The organism is Planotetraspora kaengkrachanensis (assembly GCF_016862895.1).
Taxonomy (GTDB): domain Bacteria; phylum Actinomycetota; class Actinomycetes; order Streptosporangiales; family Streptosporangiaceae; genus Planotetraspora; species Planotetraspora kaengkrachanensis.
Window position 1 is genome coordinate 34,428 of sequence record NZ_BONV01000037.1, and the last position, 19,178, is coordinate 53,605.

A 19,178-nucleotide genomic window follows, 5' to 3' on the forward strand; every position below is an offset into this window, starting at 1 on the left:
GGGGGTTCAGGGTTTGCGGCCGACGGCGCTGAAACCGGCCGAGGGCGCCTGCTCGAGCCGGGGCTCGTCGGGGTCGGGTCGCCAGTCCTCCGGGTAGACGAGCCCCGGCTCCAGCAGCTCGTATCCCTCGAAGAACCGGGTGATCTCCTCGTGCGTCCGCAGCGCGAGCGACGCCGTCGCCCGGTTGTAGATCTCCAGGGCCTCGGGCGTGAGCTCGGGGCGCGCGTCGCGCGCATGGGAGATCGCCAGGTAGCTCCCCGGGGCGCTCAGATCGCGCAGCCGCCCCACCACCTCGTACGGCTTCGCCGAGTCGGGGATGAAATGGAGTATGGCGAACATCAGGAAGGCGACCGGCCGGTCGAAGTCGACCAGCCCCTCGAGCCGGCGGATCAGGTCGTCCGGCTCACGGAAGTCCGCCCGCACGACGGACACGTGTGGGTCGCCGCCGAGCAGGGCCCGGGCGTGCGAGCACACCACCGGGTCGTAGTCGACGTAGGTCACCCGCGTGTCCGGCGCCGTCACGTGCGCGATCTCGTGCACGTTGCCCTGCGTGGGCAGGCCGGAGCCGATGTCGACGATCTGGCGGACGCCGGCGTCCACGAGCGTCCGCACGGCCCTGGCCAGGAAGGCACGGCCCTCGATGGCCGACGACCGGGTGTCGGGGAACGTCGCCAGGATGCTCTCGGCGGCCGCCCTGTCCGCGGCGAAGTTGTTCTTCCCGCCCAGGAAGTAGTCGTACATCCGGGCGACGTTGGGGGTGTTCGGGTCCACGCCCTCGGGGGCGGGCCGGGGATCCGTCATCTTCGTCTCTTTCAGGGCTCGCGGGCGTCGCGTGGGGGGGTAGCGCGGCGTTCTGCGCGTCAGGTGGAACGGTAGAGCTCGGCCACCCGGAACGCCAGATCCAGGGACTGACCGCGGTTGAGGCGTGGATCACACGCCGTCTCGTAGCGCAGCGCGAGATCCTCTTCCGCGATCTCGTGCCCGCCGCCGACGCACTCGGTGACGTCGTCGCCGGTGAACTCGATGTGGACCCCGCCCGGGTGCGTCCCCAGGGCGTGATGGACCTCGAAGAAGCCCGCCACCTCGTCGAGCACGTCGTCGACCCGGCGGGTCTTGTGCCCGCTCGGCGCCTCGAAGGTGTTGCCGTGCATGGGGTCGCAGATCCACGCCACCGTGGCGCCGCTCGCCCGCACCTTCTCGACGAGCGTCGGAAGCGCGTCGCGGACCCGGCCAGCGCCCATGCGGCTGATGAACGTCAGCCGGCCCGGCTCGTTGTCCGGGTTGAGCTTGTCGATCAGCGCGATCGCCTCTTCGGGCGTCGTGGTCGGGCCGAGCTTCACGCCGATGGGATTGCGGATCTTGCTGAAGAACTCCACGTGCGCGCCGTCGAGCTGCCGCGTGCGCTCGCCGATCCAGACCATGTGGGCCGACACGTCGTACGGCTGGCCGGTCCGGGAGTCGATCCGCGTGAGCGCCCGGTCGTAGTCGAGGATCAGCGCCTCGTGCGAGGAGTAGAACTCGACGGTGTGGAACTCCTCGGGCTCGGCCCCGCAGGCGCGCATGAAGGCGAGCGCCTGGTCGATCTCCCTGGCCAGCTTCTCGTAACGGCGGCCCGCCGGCGACTCGGCGACGAAGTCCTGGTTCCAGGCGTGCACCTGCCGCAGGTCGGCGTAGCCGCCCTTGGTGAAGGCCCGGGCGAGGTTCAGCGTGACCGCCGATGAGTGGTAGGCCCGCAGCAGGCGGGCGGGGTCGGGGCGGCGCGCCTCGGGGGTGAAGTCGAACCCGTTGACCATGTCACCGCGGTAGGCGGGCAACTCCACGCCGTCGCGGGTCTCGGTGTCCTTGGAGCGGGGCTTGGCGAACTGGCCGGCGACCCGGCCGATCTTGACCACGGGGACGCGGCCGGCATAGGTGAGCACGATCGCCATCTGCAGCAGCGTCTTCAGCTTGTTGCGGACGTTCTCCGCCGTCGCGCCCGCGAAGGTCTCCGCGCAGTCGCCGCCCTGGAGCACGAAGGCCTCGCCCCTGGCGACGGCCGCGAGGCTCTGCTTCAGCTGGTCGCACTCGCCCGCGAAGACCAGGGGCGGCAGGCCCTTGAGCTCGTCGACGACCCGCACGAGCTCGCCGCGGTCGGGCCAGTCCGGCTGCTGGGCCACGGGCAGGTCACGCCACGTATCGAGGTGATTAGCGCTCACGACACACTAGGTTATGCCACCCGGTGGGCTGCGACCTGTTCGGCGTCCGCCCATTGAGATCACTTTTGGCCGCTCGTTGGCGACAGCCGTACGTGCTCGGGAAGGACGCCGAGGCCGATGAAGCGGCGGGCGAGCCCGCCGAGGACCGGCAGACGGGACAGGCCGCGGGGCATGGAGACGGGCCTGGCGGCCAGCGTGGGGCCGATGAGGCGGTTCTGCACCGTCCGCTGGGCGGCCTGGGTGATCACGGTGGGGATCCTCCTGCGGCGCTCCACCCTGGCCAGCAGCGCCCGCGGCGCCTCCCCGCGGAGCAGGGCCGGACCCACGATGTTGGCCGTGGCCACGGCGTCCTGGACGGCGAGGTTGATCCCCACGCCGAAGACCGGGGACATGGCGTGGGCCGCGTCGCCGATGAACAGCAGCCCGGGCAGATGCCACCGGCGCAGCCGGTTCAGCGCCACCCGCAGGACGCTCACCTCGTCGAAGCCGCCGAGCCCCGCCACCCGCCCGGCGAGGTACGGCAGGAGCCGCGCGACGGTGGCGCGCAGGGACTCGACGCCCTCGGACTTCAGCTCGTCGAAGCCGCCCTTCGGGATCACATAGGCGAGCTGCCAGTACGTCCCCCGGTTGATCGACACCATGAGATGGCCCGCCGACGCGCGCAGGAAGGGCTCGCCGGGGTCGCCCTCCTCCCGCGGCAGGCGGAACCAGACGACGTCCATCGGCGCGCCGAACTCCCGGGGGGCCAGGCCCGCGGCCCGGCGGACGTCGGAGCCCCGCCCGTCCGCGCCCACGGTCAGCGTCGCGTGGATCTCGTGCTCCCGGCCCGCCTCGTCGCGGTAGCGGAGCCCGCGGATCGCGCCGTCCCCCCGGATGAGGTCGGTGACCGTGGAGTCCATCAGCAGGTGGAAGTTCGGGTGCTTGGAAGCCTCCGCCGTGATGAGGTTGAGGAAGTCCCACTGCGGCACGAAGGCGATGTACTTGTACCTGCCGGGCAGCCGGCTCAGGTCCGCCATGGGCACGGCGCCGTCGTCGGTGACCATCGACAGGGAGTGCACCTTGCGATGGGGGAGCCGGTGGAACTTCTCGGCGAGACCGAGCTCGTCGAGGATCTGGAGGGTCGACGGGTGGATGGTGTCCCCGCGGAAGTCGCGGAGGAAGTCGCCGTGCTTTTCGAGCAGTGTGACGTCGACGCCCGCTCGGGCCAGGAGGAGGGCGAGTACGGCCCCCGCCGGGCCCCCGCCTGCGATCGCACATGTCGTCCGCATAATTCATCACCCCATGAAATTGTCGCACGGCACCCGGGCCCGGCTCCAGTCGTCGGGGTTCCCGGTGAGCCCCGGGGCTACAGGACGCGCAGCGCGTCCAGGCTCCGCCCGAGGGAAGAGGTGGCGAGGTCGCGAAGCCGTGCGTAGGCCTCCTCGGGATACTGCCGGGGACCGTTCTCCACGAGGAGGATCAGGTACAGGTACGTGCGGTAGAGGTCGGCGCGCACCCGTGCGGCCGGGGTCAGCAGGATCGCCCCGCCGGCCTCGCGGTAGCCGGCGACCAGCGGGTCGTCCTCCCTGATCTCGCCGAAGATGGTCGGCGTGATGAAGTCGGCCAGCGGGTCGCCCCAGAAGGCCCGCTCGTGGTCGATCAGCGCCTGGATCCGCCTGCCCGGGCCCTCTCCGGTCAGGAACACGTTGCCCGGCCAGATGTCGAAGTGGACGAGCGAGGGCGTGACGACTTCGTCCAGGGTGTGCGCGGCGGCGCCGACCAGCGCGGAGATCTCCGCGACCGGCGCAGGCAGCGGGGTCCCGTAGTGGACCGCGTCGTCGAGCAGCGCGCCGACGATGACGAGGAACGCCTCCCGCCAGCCGTCCCCGGTGAGCCCGGCGAAGGGATAGCCGAAGACACCGGTGCCGGGGATCGTGTGCAGACGGGCCAGGTGGCGGCCGAGTTCGTGCCTGAGCGAGGCGTCCTCGCCGGGACCGAGCGCGGCCTGGTTCCACGGCACGCCGTCGAGAGCCGACAGGACGAGGTAGTCCCCGCCGAGGGCGGGATCGTCGAACGCCGCGTGCAGCAGGGAAGGCAGCGGGAGCCCCGCCGGCTCGGCCAGCCGGTACACCATGGCCTCGGTGCGCAGCAGGTGCCGTTCGTAGGTCAGCAGCCGCAGGCCGGGGGGAGGGCCGACCTTGAGTACGACCCGGCGGCCGTCCTCGAGGCCGAGCCGGTACACGGCGTTGGCGAAGCCGTCCTCCAGCTCCTCCGCCGACAGGACGCCCGCGCCCAGCGCGCCCCGGAGGGTCGCGTCGAGCTGGGCGTCCGACAACCGCCGCTTGGTCCGGCTGTCCACCGGCCCTACCCCTGCGGGCCCGAGGCGGCGATGGTCCAGCTCGCCTCGTGGGTGTCTCCCGGCTTCAGCACGATCAGGTCGGTGCCCGAGTTGAACGCGTCGGGCGGGCAGGTCATCGGCTCGATCGCCAGCCCGTGGTGGTCGAGCGCCGAGCCGGTGCAGATCTGGACCCAGGGCATCGCGGCCGGGTCCCAGGAGACGTCCACCCCGCCGTCGGGCCCGCGCAGGCGTACCCGCCCCTCGGTGAGGCCGGTGAAGGCGTGGTCGATCGCGGTGTCCTCCACCACGCGGGGCGTCCTGAAGTCGTACGGCGTCGCGGCCACGTCCTCCAGGGCGCGGGGGGCGAGCACCTCGTCGGTGAGCAGGACCTGGCCGGCGGGCAGGTCCAGCTCGTACTCCTGAACCCGGGGTCCGGCGAGCAGCCACGGGTGCGGTCCGCAGCCGTAGGGGGCGGCCTCCTCACCCGTGTTGCGGGCGGTCAGCGTCGTCGTGAGGCCCCGGCCGGACACGGCGTGGCGGACCTCGAGCGCGATCCTGAACGGGTAGCCGTCGGTCGGCTCGATCGTGTGCGTCAGCCGGACGAGGCCGTGGTCGCCGTCCACGTCGGGATCCTCGGCGCGGGTCCAGAGCTGGTCGCTGACCAGGCCGTGCAGGGCGTGCCCGCGGGCGGGCTCGGTGATGGGCAGATCGTGGCGGACGCCTTCGAAGGTGTAGACGCTCCCGACGACCCGGTTAGGCCAGGGGGCGAGGACGGTCCCGCTGAAGTAGGGGATCGGCCCCTCGGCGGGCCAGCTCGTCACGAGGTCGCGGCCCTGGTGGCGCAGGACGCGGACCGCCCCGCCCCTTTCGCTGATCACCGCTTCGTAGCCGCCGCCGATGATGGTGTACTCGGGCACGGGGAGTCCTCTCGCTGACGCCACGTCAACATCAACCTGGTCACGTAATCGTATGCTGGCAATCATCCCAGTTCGGAAGGCTTGATCCAGAATCGGGGGGAGCGGAGGGGCGCCCCGCCCGGGTCAGCGCAGCTCGCCGTTCTTGATGACGTCGCGGTACCAGAGCGCGCTGTCCTTGGGATGCCTGCGCAGGGTCGGGTAGTCGACGTACACGATGCCGAAGCGCTGGCCGTATCCCTCGGCCCACTCGAAGTTGTCGAGCAGCGACCAGACGTGGTAGCCCTCGACGCGGGCCCCCTCCTCGATCGCGCGGTGCATGGCGGCGAGATGGTCGCGCAGGAAGGCGATGCGGTCGTCGTCGCGGACCCGCCCGCCGGGGCCGGGCTGGCCGAGGGCCGGCATCCCGTTCTCGGTGACGACCAGGGGCACGCCGGGGATGTCGTCCCTCAGCCGCACGAGGATGTCGTGGAAGCCCTCCGGGTAGATCTCCAGCCACTCGGCCTGCGCCCTGGAATGCAGGAACACCCGCTCTCCCGCGCCGTCCACGAAGACGGGCGTGTAGTACTGCACGCCGAGCAGGTCGACGGGCGTGCTGATGATCGCGAGGTCGCCGTCGAGGATGTGGTCCCTGATCGGCCCGCGCGCGGCCAGCCAGTCCAGGGTGTCCTCCGGGTAGCGGCCCTTGAAGATCGGGTCGAGGTAGAGGCGGTTCTCCAGGCCGTCGCGGTGCCGGGCGGCCTCCCGTGCCTCGGCGGTGTCGTCCGCGGGGTAGGTGGGGTGCAGGTTCAGGGCGGGGCCGATCCGCGCGTCCGGGCGCAGGGCGCGCAGGGCCCGGGTGGCCATGCCGTGGGCGAGCAGCAGGTGGTGGCAGGCGACGTAGGCGCGCGCGTCGTCCTTGATGCCCGGCGCGTGCACCCCGTATCGGTAGCCGCTCTCGACCACCGTCTTCGGTTCGTTGATCGTCAGCCAGTCGCCGATCTCGAGGGCCTCGAAGACGATCGAGGCGTAGTCGGCGAACCGCGACGCGGTGTCCCTGTTCTCCCAGCCGCCCCGGTCCTGGAGGTCCTGGGGCAGGTCCCAGTGGAACAGCGTGGCCATCGGGCGGATGCCGCGCTCGGCCAGGCCCTCGATCAGACGGCGGTAGAAGTCGAGGCCCCTCTGGTCGGGCGCGCCCGATCCTGACGGCTGGATCCGCGGCCAGGCGATCGAGAAGCGGTAGCTGTGCAGCCCGAGGTCGGCCATCAGGTCGAGGTCCTCGACGTAGCGGTGGTAGTGGCCGGCGCCGGGATCGCCGGTCTCGCCGAACTCGACGTTTCCGGGGACGGCGGCGAAGGTGTCCCAGACGGATCTGCCCCGCCCGTCCTCCGTGGTCGCCCCCTCCACCTGGTAGGCCGAGGTGGCCGCCCCCCACACGAAACCGTCAGGGAACCGCAGGCCGTCCATGTCTCTCCTCGTCGAGGCCGCCCCCTTGGGCCTCGGGACCATCTGATGGGAGCGCTCCCAGGAGCGTACAGAATTCACCCGCAATCGTCAATGGCGCGACCGGCGGAAGAGTATTGGAGGCATTTTCGAAAATGGCGATCCGCAAAGTCGTATATGTCAGGAGAATAAGCTGAATATCTTGACGCCAACCAGTCATAATCCTTAGCCTGATCGCGCATGAACCGCCCATCCGGCCGGCGTCCACGGGCCCGCCGGGCCGTACCACCTCGGTGTTTCCTCATCGGTCATGGGATGTCGCGCGGCAGGGGACGCGGCGCGGCCGGCCGGTGAGATACGCGCGAGATACGCGGCGGATGGACGTCGATCACGAATCATCGCCTGACGGGGAGTTATCGGACGAATGGCTCACGACGACTCGGCATCTGTGCGGCCTACTCATACCATCCGGGCGCGAGAGCGCTTTCGCGGGCGGGACGCCGGCCGGGGGGCGCGATGATCCAGGTGGCGTTCCGCGCGGCCGATCGCGAGTGGACGGGTCCCCTCGCCTGGGGACAGCGGTCCATCTGGGAGGCGATGCGGCTCGTCGGCGCTCCCGGCGACCGCTACTTCAACTTCACGCGGACGGTCACCGTGCCCCGCGGCGCGAGATCACCCGGCCCGGAGCGGGTCGCCCGCGCGCTGGCCATGGTCGTGGAACGGCACGACTCGCTGCGCACCCGGGTCAGGGTCGGCGCGGACGGCGAGCCGTACCAGGTCGTGGGGGTCGGCGGCGGCATCGAGGCCCGGATGGGCGCGGATCTCGACGCGCGGACCGTGGCGGAGAAGAGGTTCGACCCGGCGGAGGACTGGCCGGTCCGCGCGGGTCTGGTCACCCGCGACGGCGTCGTGGAGCAGGTGATCCTCGCGTTCTGCCACACGGCAGCGGACGGCTACGCGGGCGACGTCGTCGCGCGCGATCTGCGCGTGGCCCTGCTCAGAGGCACGCTGCCCGGCAGGTCCGAGCAACTGCGGGATCTCGTCGGCAGGCAGGAGGGCCACGACGCCGCCCGCGGTGCGCGCTCGGTCGCGTTCTGGGAACGCGGCATGGCCGAGCTCGGGGGACCCGTGTTCGAGCCGACGCGGCGGGAGCCGTCCGCCGCCCCTCGCTACCAGCGGCTCACGATGGTCTCGCCGGCGCTCGACCGGGCCGGCCAGGTCCTTTCCGCACGGTACGGCGTGAGCACCTCGACCGTGCTGCTCGCCGCCGCCTGCGTGGAGGCCGCGCGCATCGCGGGACGGCCGTCCGCCGCGATGACCCCGCTGGTCAACAACCGGTTCCGCCGGAAGGACCAGGACGTGGTGACCTCGCTCGCGCAGCTCGGCCTGTTCGCGCTCCCGCCCGGGCACGAGCGCGGAGAGGGCGGGCGCGCCGGTTTCCACGAGCTCATGGTGGCCGCGCGGGCGGCGGCACTGCGCGCCTACCGGCACGCGTACTACGACCAGGCCGAGCTGAACCGGCGGCTGGCCGGGGCCGATCCGCTCTGCTGCTTCAACGACCAGCGGCCGGTGGAGGCCGTCACACCGGTGGGGGAGGTGCCGGGCGGCGCCGAGATCAGCGCGGCCCTCCCGCGCACGGAGATCGTCCCCCAGAGCGGGCTCGACGAGCTCAACTGCAGGTTCTGCGTCCACGTGACCGGGGAGCCCGACCGGCTCAGCGTCATGGTCACGGCGGACTCCCGGCATGTCGCCCCCCGCGACCTGGAGACGTTCCTCCTGGGGATGGAGTCCCTGGTCGTCGGGGGAGTGTGAGCGATGGAGTCCCTGGTCGACCCGTCGTGAGCGCCGGGCCGGGGCTGCTCAGGCGGAGGCGCGGAGCACCAGGTGCGTGTCGAGGATGACGACGGGCTGCTCCAGGGCCTCTCCGTTGATCCGGGCGATCAGCAGCTTCACCATCTGCCTGCCCATGGCCTCCGTCGGCTGGTGCACGCTCGTGAGCGGCGGATCGGTGTGCAGAGCGACCTTCGAGTCCTCGAATCCGATGATCGCCACGTCTCCCGGGACCGACCTGCCGCGCTCGCGCAACACCCGCAGCGCCCCGGCGGCCATCGGATCCGAGGCGGTGAAGACGGCGTCGAGACCGGGATGCCGCTCCAGCAGTTCCCGCATCGCCGCCTCGCCGCTCTCCTCGGAGAAGTCGCCGTAGGAGACCAGTTCCGGCATGCCGGTGGCGAGCAGCGCGTCACGGTAGCCGGCCAGCCTGTCCACGCCCACGCCCATGTCCTGGGGGCCGGCGATGGTGGCGATGTCGGTCCTCCCGTTGGAGACCAGGTACTTCACCGCCTGCCTGGCACCGGCCCGGTTGTCCATGTCGACGTAGCTGTACGGGTTCAGCCCCACCGGGCGGCCGCCGAGTACGGTCGGCACGCCCAGCTCCTCCAGCCGGCCAGGTAACGGATCGGCCCCGTGAACCGACGTCAGCAGGACGCCGTCGACGTGCTGCCCGGTCAGGTAGCCCTCCAGCCGGTCGTGCTCCTGCCGGTTCTGCGCCATCGTGAGGATCAGCTGCAGCCCGGTCTCCGACAGGGCCGATCCGATCCCGCGGATCAGCCCCGCGAAGTAGGGCTCGTCGAAGACGCGCTGCTCCGACTCCGACACCACGAGGGCGATGGTGTCGGTCCGGTTGGTCACGAGGGTGCGGGCCGCGCGGTTGGGCACGTACCCGAGCTCTTCGATCGCGAGCAGGACGGCGTCCCTGGCCTTGTCGCTCACCTTCGACGAGCCGTTGACGACCCGCGAGACGGTGCCCCTGCCCACGCCGGCGCGAGCGGCGACGGCCTCCAGGGTTGGGCGCCCTCCCACGCGACGGTCCCCGTTCATCTCCGGCGCCCCCTCATCTGCACGTACCGCTGATCGCGAACGCGTTTATTCTGCCGGACTCGGCAGACCACCGCGCCTGATGGTGTCGGCATACCACAACGCGCTGGACTTGGGCGTCCTGACCTGGGTCTCGTAGTCCACGTGCACGAGCCCGAACCGCTTGCCGTACCCCCACGCCCACTCGAAGTTGTCCATCAGCGACCACGCGAAGTATCCCTGGAGTGGCAGCCCCGCCTCGATCGCGGCGTGGCAGACCCGCAGGTGCGCCTCGATGTAGGCCGTCCGCTCGGGGTCGTGGACCGAGCCGTCGACGACCACGTCGTCGAAGGCGGCGCCGTTCTCCGAGATCACCATCGGGATCGCCGGATACTCCTCGTGCACCCGGGTGAGGATCTCGTACAGCCCGGCGTCGTCGATCTCCCAGCCCATGCCGGTGACGGGGCGGCCCCCGTTCACGAACCCCACGTGCTCGCTGCCCACCCACGGGGAGCCCGAGTCGGTCGGAGCCGCGGCGGCCGACGTCGCGCCTCCGGGCGCCCCGGACACGGTGAACCGGCTGTAGTAGTTGATCAGCAGCATGTCCAGCGGCGCGGAGATCGTGGCCAGGTCGCCGTCCTCGACGAACCCGCCATCGGTCAGGTGGGCGACGTCGGCCAGCACGTCCTCCGGGTAGGCGCCCTTCAGCAGCGCGTCGAGGAAGAACCGGTTCTGCAGGCCGTCGATGCGGCGGGCCGCGTCCAGGTCGGCCTCGCTCCCGGTGGCCGGGGAGATCGCGTAGAGGTTCACGCATCCGCCGATCCGCGAGGCCGGGTTCTGGGCCCGCATCGCCCGCGTGGCCAGGCCGTGCGCGAGGTTCAGGTGGTGCGCGGCCCGGATCGCGGCCGCCGGGTCGCGGCGCCCGGGGGCGTGCTCGCCCGAGGCGTAACCCAGGAAGGCCGCGCACCAGGGCTCGTTGACTGTGCTCCAGTTCCGAACCCGGTCGCTCAACGCGGCGTGCACGGCGGCCGCGTAGTCGGCGAAGCGCTTCGACGTGTCACGCGCGGGCCAGCCTCCCGCGTCCTCGAGGGCCTGGGGGAGGTCCCAGTGGTAGAGCGTGAGCCAGGGGTCGATGCCGCGGCCGAGCAGTTCGTCGACCAGTCGCTTGTAGAAGTCGAGGCCCCTGGCGTTGATCGCGCCCGCGCCGTCCGGCTGGACGCGCGGCCACGAGACGGAGAAGCGGTACGCCGTGAGGCCGAGGCCGGCCATCAGCGCGACGTCCTCCTGGTGGCGGTTGTAGTGGTCGATCGCGATGTCGGCGTTCTGGCCTCCCACGATGCTGCCCGGCCGGCGGCAGAAGGTGTCCCAGACGGAGGGCCCGCGCCCGTCGGCGGTGACCGAGCCCTCGATCTGGTAGGCCGAGGTCGCGGCGCCCCAGACGAACCCGGTGGGGAACGTCAGCCCTGCCGCCTCGGCTTCTGCTCGTGTACCTTGCGTGGTCACGCTTTGACTGCACCTTCCATGAGTCCGCCGATGATCTGTCGGCCGAACACGACGAAAACGACGATGAGGGGGAGGACGGACATCGCGGTCCCGCTGAAGATGAGGACGTAGTCCGTGCCGTACTTGGCGTTGAGGGAGTTGATGGCGACCTGGACCGTCGGGTTGTCCGGAGTCAGCACGATCAGCGGCCACAGGAAGTCGTTCCACGTCAGCATGAACGTGTTGATCCCCAGCACCGCCATGCCCGGCCGTACGGCGGGCAGGATGACGTTCCACCAGATCCGCAGGGTCGACGCGCCGTCGACGCGGGCGGCCTCGACCAGTTCGTTCGGCACCGCCTGCTCGGTGTACTGCGTCATGAGGAAGACGCCGAAGCCGTTCAGCAGGTACGGCAGGATCACGGCCTTGAGCGTGCCGATCCATTCGAGGCTGACCATCATCCGGTAGAGCGGGACCATGCCCATCTGCTGCAGCGGGACCATCATCGTCACCAGCACGAGCAGCAGGAGGATCCGGCCGCCCTTGAAGCGCAGCCGGGCGAAGGCGAAGCCCGCGAAGGTGGAGATCAGCACCACGGAGATCGTCACGGTCGACGCGATGATCACCGAGTTGGTCAGGCCGGCCAGGTAGTGGGCGTCCTCGTTGGTGAGCACCCGCTGGATGTTCTGGCCGAGGTTGCCGCCGGGCAGGAAGGGCGGCGGGATGTCGGTGGCCTCTCGGTTGGACCGCGAGGCGATGACGACCATCCAGTACAGCGGGAAGGCCGAGATGACGATCGTGACGATCAGCACGATCCTCGTGAGCGGCGTGGCCTTCCAGAGGTCGGAGCCGCCGGTCCGCTTCACCCGGGGCTTCCGAGTCTCGGCCGGCGCTGAGAGCGTGGTCACTTTCTACCCCCGATCCGGCGGATGAGCAGGAAGTTGATGAGAGATCCAATGAGGATCATGAGGAAGAGCAGCCACGCCGCACCCGCCGCGTAGCCGTAGTCGAACTCCCGGAAGCCCTGTTCGACGATGAACATCGACACGGTCTGGAACTGGCTGTTGCTGCCGCCGTGGACGTTGCCTCCGTAGAAGGTGGTGGGCTCCGCGAACAGCGTCAGGCCGCCGATCGTGGAGTTCAGCACCACGAAGATCATGGTCGGCCGCAACATCGGGATGGTGATCTGCCAGAACTGCCGGCGGCGTGAGGCGCCGTCGATGGCGGCGGCCTCATAGAGGTCCTTCGGGATCGTCTGCATCGCGGCCAGGAAGATGATCGCGTTGTAGCCGGTCCACCGCCAGTCGATCATGGTGGAGATCGCCAGCCAGGACGGCAGCCGCTCGGCCTTCCAGTCGACCGGATCGACGCCCACTGATCCCAGGATCCAGTTGAAAAGTCCCCAGTCGCGTCCGTACAGCTGGGTGAACACCACGGCCACCGCGACGACCGAGGTGACCAGGGGGAGCAGGACGCCCAGCCGGACGAACAACCGGCCCCTGATCCGCTTGTTCAGCGCGTTGGCGAGGAGCAGCGCCAGGAGGATCTGCGGGACGGTCGCGATGACGAACATCCCGAGCGTGTTGACGACCGCGTTCCAGAACGCCGAGTCGGCCAGGAGCGCGGTGTAGTTCCCCAGCCCGGTCCACTCCACCGTCCCCGCGAGGTCGTAGTCGTAGAGCGAGTACCACAGGGTGAAGCCGAGCGGGAAGATCCCGAACAGGAGGAACAGCAGATAGTACGGCGAGATGAGGAGGTACGGAGCGGCCTTCAGATCCAGCCAGGACAGGAAGGTCCGCCCCGGCCGCGGTCGCCCGTGCCTTCTCGAAGGCGGGACCGGCGCCCGAGTGGACGGTCCCGAGTCGACGTGCAGGCTCATGGGTCACCTTTCAGCGGAAGCAGGCGACCGGCCCGCCCTGCGGTGTGCCTCCGGGGCGGGCCGGTGCTCATTTGACGGGCGGGTGGATCAGCCCGCTGCCTTGACCGCGTCGTCGAGCAGCTTCTGCCACGCCTGGTCGTACGGCACCGAGCCGTCGTCCAGCGCCGAGATGACCGACTCCACCGCGTTCTTCACCTGAGCGTGCTTGACTCCGAGGAAGACGGGCTGGAGCGCGGACGCCGACTTGGCGAAGATGTCGCCGACCGGGGCGTCGTTGAAGTACTCGTTCTTGGCGCCCTGAACGGCCGGGTCCTGCTGGGCCTGCGTATTGCTCGGCATGTTCCCGCTGTAGGTGAACACGCTGATCTCGCCTTCCTTGCCCGTCAGGTAGTCGGCGACCGCGGCCGCCTCCTTCGGGTGTTTCGACTGCTTGGGCACCGCGAGCCAGGAGCCGCCCCAGTTGCCGCCGCCGCCCGGCACCGCCGCGACGTCCCACTTGCCGGAGAACTCCGGTCCCGCGCCGTCGTCACCGCTGACCGCGCCGAGCATCCACGAGGGGCAGCCGAGCGTCGCGAACTGCGACTTCTTCATGCCGGTGTTCCACTCGGGGGTGAAGTTGCGAAGCTTGGCCGTCAGGCCGTCCTGGCTGATCTTCACTGCGAAGTCGTAGGCGGTCTTGATCGCGGGGTTCTTGTCGACGATGAGGTTGTTGCTCTTGTCGAAGTAGGACACGCCCCCGTTCTTGGCGGCCTCCTGCACCAGGACCACGTTGTAGAGCGTGTTGGTGCCGTCGACGAACTTGGTGTCCTTCACCTTCGACTGGAACTCCTGGCCGACCTTGATGAAGTCGTCCCAGGTGGGCCAGAGCTTGCCGACCTCGTCGCGGTCGGCGGGCAGGCCCGCCTTCTCGAACAGGTCGCGCCGGTAACACAGGCTCATGCCGCCGAGGTCGGTGCCCAGGCCGAAGAGCTTGCCGTCCGCCGTGAGCCCGCCGTCCCACTTCCACGGGGCGAAGTCGCCCTGGCGGCTCGACAGGCCGTACTCGCCGAGGTCGGCCCACCACTCGGGGTGCGCCTTGGCCAGGCCCATGCCGCCCTCGTCGATGCCGACGACGTCACCTGCTCCTGAGCCGGACTGCAGCCACTGGATCATCTGCGGCCAGTAGACCTGCTCGAACTGGTCGGTGAGGTGCTCTTCCTGGATCTTGATGTCGGTGTGGGAGGCGTTCCACTTGTCGATCGCCTCCTTGTACCCGAAGTTCTTGCCGCCGCCGAACGTCTGGACCTTGATGGTGACCGGCGCCGCAGCCGAGGAACCGCCCGACGGCGCCTCGTCGGCGTCACCGCCGCACGCCGCCGTGACGCTGAGGGCGAGGGCCGTGGCCGTTGCGACCGCGAGCATCCTGCCGCGGCGCGATCTGTCAATCATTCCGGACCCCTCTCAGGTGGTATCCCGAATCTCGTGGGAGGTGGCATCCCATGGCCGATCCCCGACCACAGCACTATGGGAGCGCTCCCACGAAGAGTCGTCCATCAGCGACGTCAGCGTCAATATGCCGAAACATAACCGTTACACCGAGCCGAAGTTGATCATCTCAAATGCGTATATCCAGGCATAATGGGGAGTGGGAGCGCTCCCAGTCTCATCTGGGCGAAAACCATGAGAGAAGGCGTACGGTGTCCCTCTGGGCACGCGTAGTCACCCCTGAGGCGGGCTGTGCCGTCCGACGGGGGAGGTCGCGGGGCGGGGTGCCCGCCCGCGGGGCCGGGCGATGCGACCGGGGTGGTCGTCGGGTGATGCGGTCACGGAGGCGAGCCCATGCGACCGCGGAGACCATGAGCGGGTGCACAGACGGTGAGCGGCCACCGCCCGCGCGGGCGATGGCCGCTGATGCCGTGTTCAGACGGACTGGTCGCGGACGGTCACGGACTGGTCGCGCGGATGCTCTCGCGGCCGGTCAAGCGAAGGGCGGGGCGCCCCCGCCCCTCGCGGGGGGCGCCCTCGCCAGGCGTACCTCGGACGGAAGAGTGGAGTCGGCTATGCGGCAGCTCGCCCCGCTGCACGCGTGCAGCGCGGCCAGTCGTGCCGACAGGGTGGCGACCAGTTGCGGATCGGCGGTCGCCGCGATGTTGTGCATCTCGTTCGGGTCGGCGTACAGGTCGTAGAGCTGTCGCTCCCCGGTCTCGTACTCCACGTAGGCGTACTGCGCGGTCCGCAGCGCGTTGTAGGTGGGCGGGCACAGCGGCGAGTAGGCCGCGTGCACGAACTCGATCAGCGCGGCGTCGCGCCACGGGACCTTGCGGCCCTGCAGCAGCGGGACGAGCGAACGGCCCTCCGTGAACCCCGGGGTGGAGGCGCGCCCCAACTCGGCGAACGTGGGGGAGAGGTCGACGGTCGACGAGATCTGGTCGATCGTGCTGCCGGGAGCGATGCCCGGACCCCTGACGATCATGGGGATCCGGATGTCCTCCTCGAACGGCGTCGTCTTGCCGGGCTCCAGCCGATGCTGGCCGAGATGGAAGCCGTTGTCCGAGGCGAAGAAGATGTAGGTGTTGTCGAGCTGTCCCGACTGCTGGAGCGACGAGACGAGCCTGCCGACCATGTCGTCCACACCGAGCATGGCGCGTGCGCGGTTCTGGTAGATGGTGTCGATCCGGCGCACGGCCCTGGCGGTGAGCGGCGGCCGCTGCTGCAGCCACATCGGCTCGGCCGACAGATCCTGCTGGTCGAACGAGAGCGTCCGGGGCGCGGGTTCGCCGGCGAATGCGAACTCGTGCCTGGGCGAGTGGTTGGCCGGCAGGTGGGGGGCGACCGGCGCGAGGTACAGGAAGAAGGGATCAGTGCCGCGCTGCGAGACGAACCTGTCCGCCTTCGCGCTGATCACGTCTTCCAGGTAGTCCTCGGCGGTGTTGCCGTACTGGAAGATCGTCCCGTTCTCGTTGAGGGCGTAGCCGTACTCCTGGTAGAGACGGGTGACCGGCACCGCCCACTGGTCCCAGCCGGGCGGGACGTACGACCAGGCGGCGCCCATCGGATATTGGTTGAGGTACTTGCCCATCAGGCCGGTGCGATATCCCGCGTCGTGCATCCAGGTGCCGAGCGTGGATTCCTCCATCGGCCGGAACCTGGGAAAGCCGCCCGTCGGCGGCCGGTTGCTCACCACTCCGTGGCTGTGCACGTATTGCGAGCGGAGAATCGAGGACCGCGACGGGCAGCACCACGGGTTGGTGACGAAGAAGTGCGAGAACGACGCCCCCTGCCGGGCGAGCAGATTCCAGATGTTGGGAAATCTCTGCAGATCGGTGGTGTTCAGGTCATCGGTCAGAATGAAGACGATGTTCGGCCTCTGGGCCGGTGCTGGTTCGCCGTGCGCCGCGCTGGAGAACGCCGTGCACAAGACGAGTGCACCGGCGAGCCAGGGCCACCATCCTCTGGATCTCTTCGATAGGGGCACGGCGTAGAACATTGCCAACCGCTCACCAGGAAAAACACACGGCCTGTAATCGAATGAGTACACAAGGTTCGCATATACGGACAAACCGTATTATTCGGAATGCGGCGCGACGAGGGAGGGGCGGCGGCGAGTCATGCCCACCGGGTATGGCCTGCGAGGAACGAAGATCCTTTCAACCTGTGTTCACCGCATGTTCCTGCCGCTGTAGCCTTAGCTGGCTATTCTGGACAGGTCGTGAATGGGTCATTACGGGGCGTGGATATCGAGGGTCGCAACCACGTCGATGAACAAGGGTCGGCCGTCGCGTGGGTGGAGTCCCCACTGCAGCTCCTGTGCGTGGTGGAAGCCCACCACGCGGGGCTCCTCGGGGCTGAGACCCGGGTCGTGCCGCGCGCCGGGCTGCCCGCGCTGAGGCTCACCCGTAAGGCTCTCAACGGCCTGCGCCTCCCCGCAGGGCTCTCCTTCGAGGAGCCGTCAGGGCGCATGCCGCGCCCGGGCCGCACCTGGGCGGTGGGCGACGCCTTCTCCGGGCGGGTCCAGTTCGCGCTCGTCACCTCGATCCCCGGCCGCACGATCCTGGTCGACGACGGCCTCGCCACCATTCATCTGCTGCAGTTGCTCAGCTCCCGCCGTCCGCTCCTGCGGGCCAGGGGCAAGCCGGGCTTCGGCCGGTCGGTGCTCGGCGCGACCGCCGGCTTCCGCCTCCGCGGCCGCAGGCTCACCGTCTTCACCGCGTTACCCGTGCCCGAGGACCTCGCCGCAGGCGTGCGGAAGACCGGCACCCGGCTCGTCATGCACGACTTCGCCTGGTTGCGGTCCCAACCCAGCGAGCGTCCGCCGCAGGAGCGCACGATCGTGCTCGGCACCTCCCTCGTCAGGAACGGCCTGGTCCACCGGGACCGTTACCTGAACTGGCTGGAGGGCCTCGGAGAGCCGGTGGCCTACTACCCGCACCGGCGTGAGGACCCCCGTGACCTCGAGCGGGTCAGCGAAATCCCCGGTCTCACCATCAACGACGTCGGCATCCCCGTTGAGATGACTTTGCGGGACCTCCGCCCCGACCAGCGCGTGCTGAGCATGCCCTCCACCGCGGTGACCTCCTTGCGCGTGCTGCTCGCCGCCCGCGGCGTCCCCGTCGAGACCGTCGAGGTCCCCGACGACTGGTGGACCGCCTCGGCCGGACCCTCGCTGCGCACTCACCTGCAGCAGTTCGCCCACCACACCTCGCCGGAAGCCGAGCCGGGCTCCGGCGCAGGCCGGACCGGGGCGACCCCCGGCGCCGGCAGTGTTCATCCGGGGGCGATCTCGAACCCCGGCAGTGTTCATCCGGGGGCGACCACGGACCCCGGCAGTGTTCATCCGGGGACGACCCCGGACCCCGGAAAGGTTGCTTCTTGACCCGCGTGCTCGCCGTCGCCGACGCTGATTCCTATCTGAAGTGGGCCGCGGGCCTGCTCGACACGCTCCCGGCGTCATGGCCGACGGAAATGGCGGTCGTCCGGACGCCCATCGCCCCCTCGGAGAGCCAGATCGCCGCCGCCGTGAGCGGCACCAGAATCGCCGGCGCCGGACATGACCGGCTCCCCGCGGTCATGTCGTCCAGGCAGTTGCGCAAGACCGCCGAACGGTTCCGCCCCGACGTCATCCTGCTCGCCTGCACCGGCCCCGTCGTCGACGTCCTCGCCGCGGAGATCCTCGCCGACCTGCGGCCCCGGCCGGTGTTCGTGTCGGGACTGCCCGGCATCTCGGTCCCCGCCACGGAGAAGGCCTGGCTGTTCCGCAGCGGCTGCGACCTGTTCGTCGTCCACAGCGGCCGCGAGGTCGCCGAGTTCTCCGCGATCGGCCGTGAGCTCGGCGGAGGCGGCGGAGTCGCGCTGGCGCGCCTGCCGTACCTCGACCTCGGCGCCCCCGCACCGCAGGGGGCCCGCGATCGCGTGATCTTCGCGACCCAGGCCAAGGTGCCGCGGCGCCGCGAGGAGCGCGAGCAGGTGCTGCTCGCCCTCGCCGAACTCGCCGCGAACCGGCCCGACCTCGACGTCGTGGTGAAGTTGCGGGCCCGCGACTCGGAGCGTCAGACGCACAACGAGCGCCATCACTACGAGCGGCTCTGGACGGCGATGGCGGCGGAGGGCCGGGTGCGCGAGGATGCCGTGCGCTTCGCCGCGGGCCCGATGCACGAGCACCTCACCCACGCCGCGGGCTTCGTCACCGTCAGCTCGACGGCCGCGCTCGAGGCGATCGCCCAGCGGGTGCCGCTGCTCGTGCTGTCCGACTTCGGGGTCAGCGCGGAGATGATCAACCTCGTCTTCGAGGGCAGCGGCTGCCTCGGCACGATGGAGGAACTGGCCAAGGCCGACTTCCGCATGCCGACGGAAGCGTGGTGCCAGGCCAACTACTTCCACGACGCCTCGGCCAGCGACTGGGTCGACCGGGTGTCGGGGCTCGTGGCGGCGGCCCAGGCGGGCGCCCTCGTCGCGGCCCGCTCCGTCCTCGACGGGCCCGAACACGCCACGGCCCGCCGCCGGGCCCGGCTCCGTCTCGAGGTCCCGCCCAAGGTGCTCAAGTACGGCTATCGCGCCAAGCGCCGGATGCGCCGCTACCTCAAGGCGTTCTGACGGACTGAAGAACGCGAATGCCCGCCGCATGGGCAGCGGCGGGC

General features: G+C 70.1%; 15 protein-coding genes. 3 read left to right on the top strand and 12 right to left on the bottom strand.

From position 1 onward, the window contains the following. Nucleotides 1-6: 6 nt before the first annotated feature. The 6 genes from Pka01_RS31405 to Pka01_RS31430 form a co-directional block, all read right to left on the bottom strand. Nucleotides 7-801, bottom strand: coding sequence for an SAM-dependent methyltransferase (locus Pka01_RS31405; protein ID WP_203886567.1), 795 nt, complete (start codon nt 799-801; stop codon nt 7-9). Nucleotides 802-860: 59 nt separating this feature from the next. After that, nucleotides 861-2,195, bottom strand: a complete 1,335-nt coding sequence (locus Pka01_RS31410; protein ID WP_203886568.1) for a class II 3-deoxy-7-phosphoheptulonate synthase — start codon at nt 2,193-2,195, stop codon at nt 861-863. Between the two features lie 59 nt (nt 2,196-2,254). Next, nucleotides 2,255-3,463 (bottom strand): FAD-dependent oxidoreductase, encoded by a 1,209-nt coding sequence (locus tag Pka01_RS31415; RefSeq protein WP_203886569.1) that lies wholly within the window; start codon nt 3,461-3,463, stop codon nt 2,255-2,257. Nucleotides 3,464-3,540: 77 nt separating this feature from the next. Continuing rightward, nucleotides 3,541-4,533, bottom strand: a complete 993-nt coding sequence (locus tag Pka01_RS31420; protein WP_203886570.1) for a phosphotransferase family protein — start codon at nt 4,531-4,533, stop codon at nt 3,541-3,543. 5 nt (nt 4,534-4,538) lie between these two features. Beyond that, complete coding sequence (locus Pka01_RS31425) at nt 4,539-5,429, bottom strand: aldose 1-epimerase family protein (protein WP_239115634.1); 891 nt, start codon at nt 5,427-5,429, stop codon at nt 4,539-4,541. A gap of 123 nt (nt 5,430-5,552) precedes the next feature. Next, nucleotides 5,553-6,872 carry a GH1 family beta-glucosidase gene (locus tag Pka01_RS31430; RefSeq protein WP_203886572.1) on the bottom strand — a complete coding sequence of 440 codons (1,320 nt, stop codon included), beginning with the start codon at nt 6,870-6,872 and terminating at the stop codon, nt 5,553-5,555. Nucleotides 6,873-7,364: 492 nt separating this feature from the next. On the opposite strand from Pka01_RS31430, the gene Pka01_RS31435 reads away from it, so the two are divergent. Continuing rightward, on the top strand, nt 7,365-8,660 hold the full coding sequence (locus tag Pka01_RS31435; RefSeq protein WP_203886573.1) for a condensation domain-containing protein: 1,296 nt from the start codon (nt 7,365-7,367) through the stop codon (nt 8,658-8,660). A 48-nt stretch (nt 8,661-8,708) separates the two neighbouring features. On the opposite strand, the gene Pka01_RS31440 is transcribed toward Pka01_RS31435, so the two are convergent. From Pka01_RS31440 to Pka01_RS31465, 6 genes are all read right to left on the bottom strand, one after another. Further along, nucleotides 8,709-9,728, bottom strand: a complete 1,020-nt coding sequence (locus tag Pka01_RS31440; protein ID WP_203886574.1) for a LacI family DNA-binding transcriptional regulator — start codon at nt 9,726-9,728, stop codon at nt 8,709-8,711. 45 nt (nt 9,729-9,773) lie between these two features. Continuing rightward, a complete protein-coding gene (locus tag Pka01_RS31445; protein ID WP_203886575.1) occupies nt 9,774-11,207 on the bottom strand; it encodes a GH1 family beta-glucosidase in 1,434 nt (477 codons plus the stop codon). After that, on the bottom strand, nt 11,204-12,094 hold the full coding sequence (locus tag Pka01_RS31450; RefSeq protein WP_239115636.1) for a carbohydrate ABC transporter permease: 891 nt from the start codon (nt 12,092-12,094) through the stop codon (nt 11,204-11,206). Before Pka01_RS31450 ends, Pka01_RS31445 begins: the two co-directional genes overlap by 4 nt. Continuing rightward, nucleotides 12,091-13,065, bottom strand: coding sequence for a carbohydrate ABC transporter permease (locus Pka01_RS31455; protein WP_203886576.1), 975 nt, complete (start codon nt 13,063-13,065; stop codon nt 12,091-12,093). Before Pka01_RS31455 ends, Pka01_RS31450 begins: the two co-directional genes overlap by 4 nt. Nucleotides 13,066-13,152: 87 nt before the next feature. Further along, on the bottom strand, nt 13,153-14,493 hold the full coding sequence (locus Pka01_RS31460) for an ABC transporter substrate-binding protein (RefSeq protein ID WP_203886577.1): 1,341 nt from the start codon (nt 14,491-14,493) through the stop codon (nt 13,153-13,155). A 529-nt stretch (nt 14,494-15,022) separates the two neighbouring features. Continuing rightward, on the bottom strand, nt 15,023-16,519 hold the full coding sequence (locus tag Pka01_RS31465; protein ID WP_239115637.1) for a sulfatase family protein: 1,497 nt from the start codon (nt 16,517-16,519) through the stop codon (nt 15,023-15,025). Nucleotides 16,520-16,774: 255 nt separating this feature from the next. On the opposite strand from Pka01_RS31465, the gene Pka01_RS31470 reads away from it, so the two are divergent. Next, nucleotides 16,775-17,917 (top strand): hypothetical protein, encoded by a 1,143-nt coding sequence (locus Pka01_RS31470; RefSeq protein ID WP_203886578.1) that lies wholly within the window; start codon nt 16,775-16,777, stop codon nt 17,915-17,917. 5 nt (nt 17,918-17,922) lie between these two features. Beyond that, on the top strand, nt 17,923-19,134 hold the full coding sequence (locus Pka01_RS31475) for a DUF6716 putative glycosyltransferase (RefSeq protein WP_239115654.1): 1,212 nt from the start codon (nt 17,923-17,925) through the stop codon (nt 19,132-19,134). Nucleotides 19,135-19,178 lie beyond the last annotated feature (44 nt).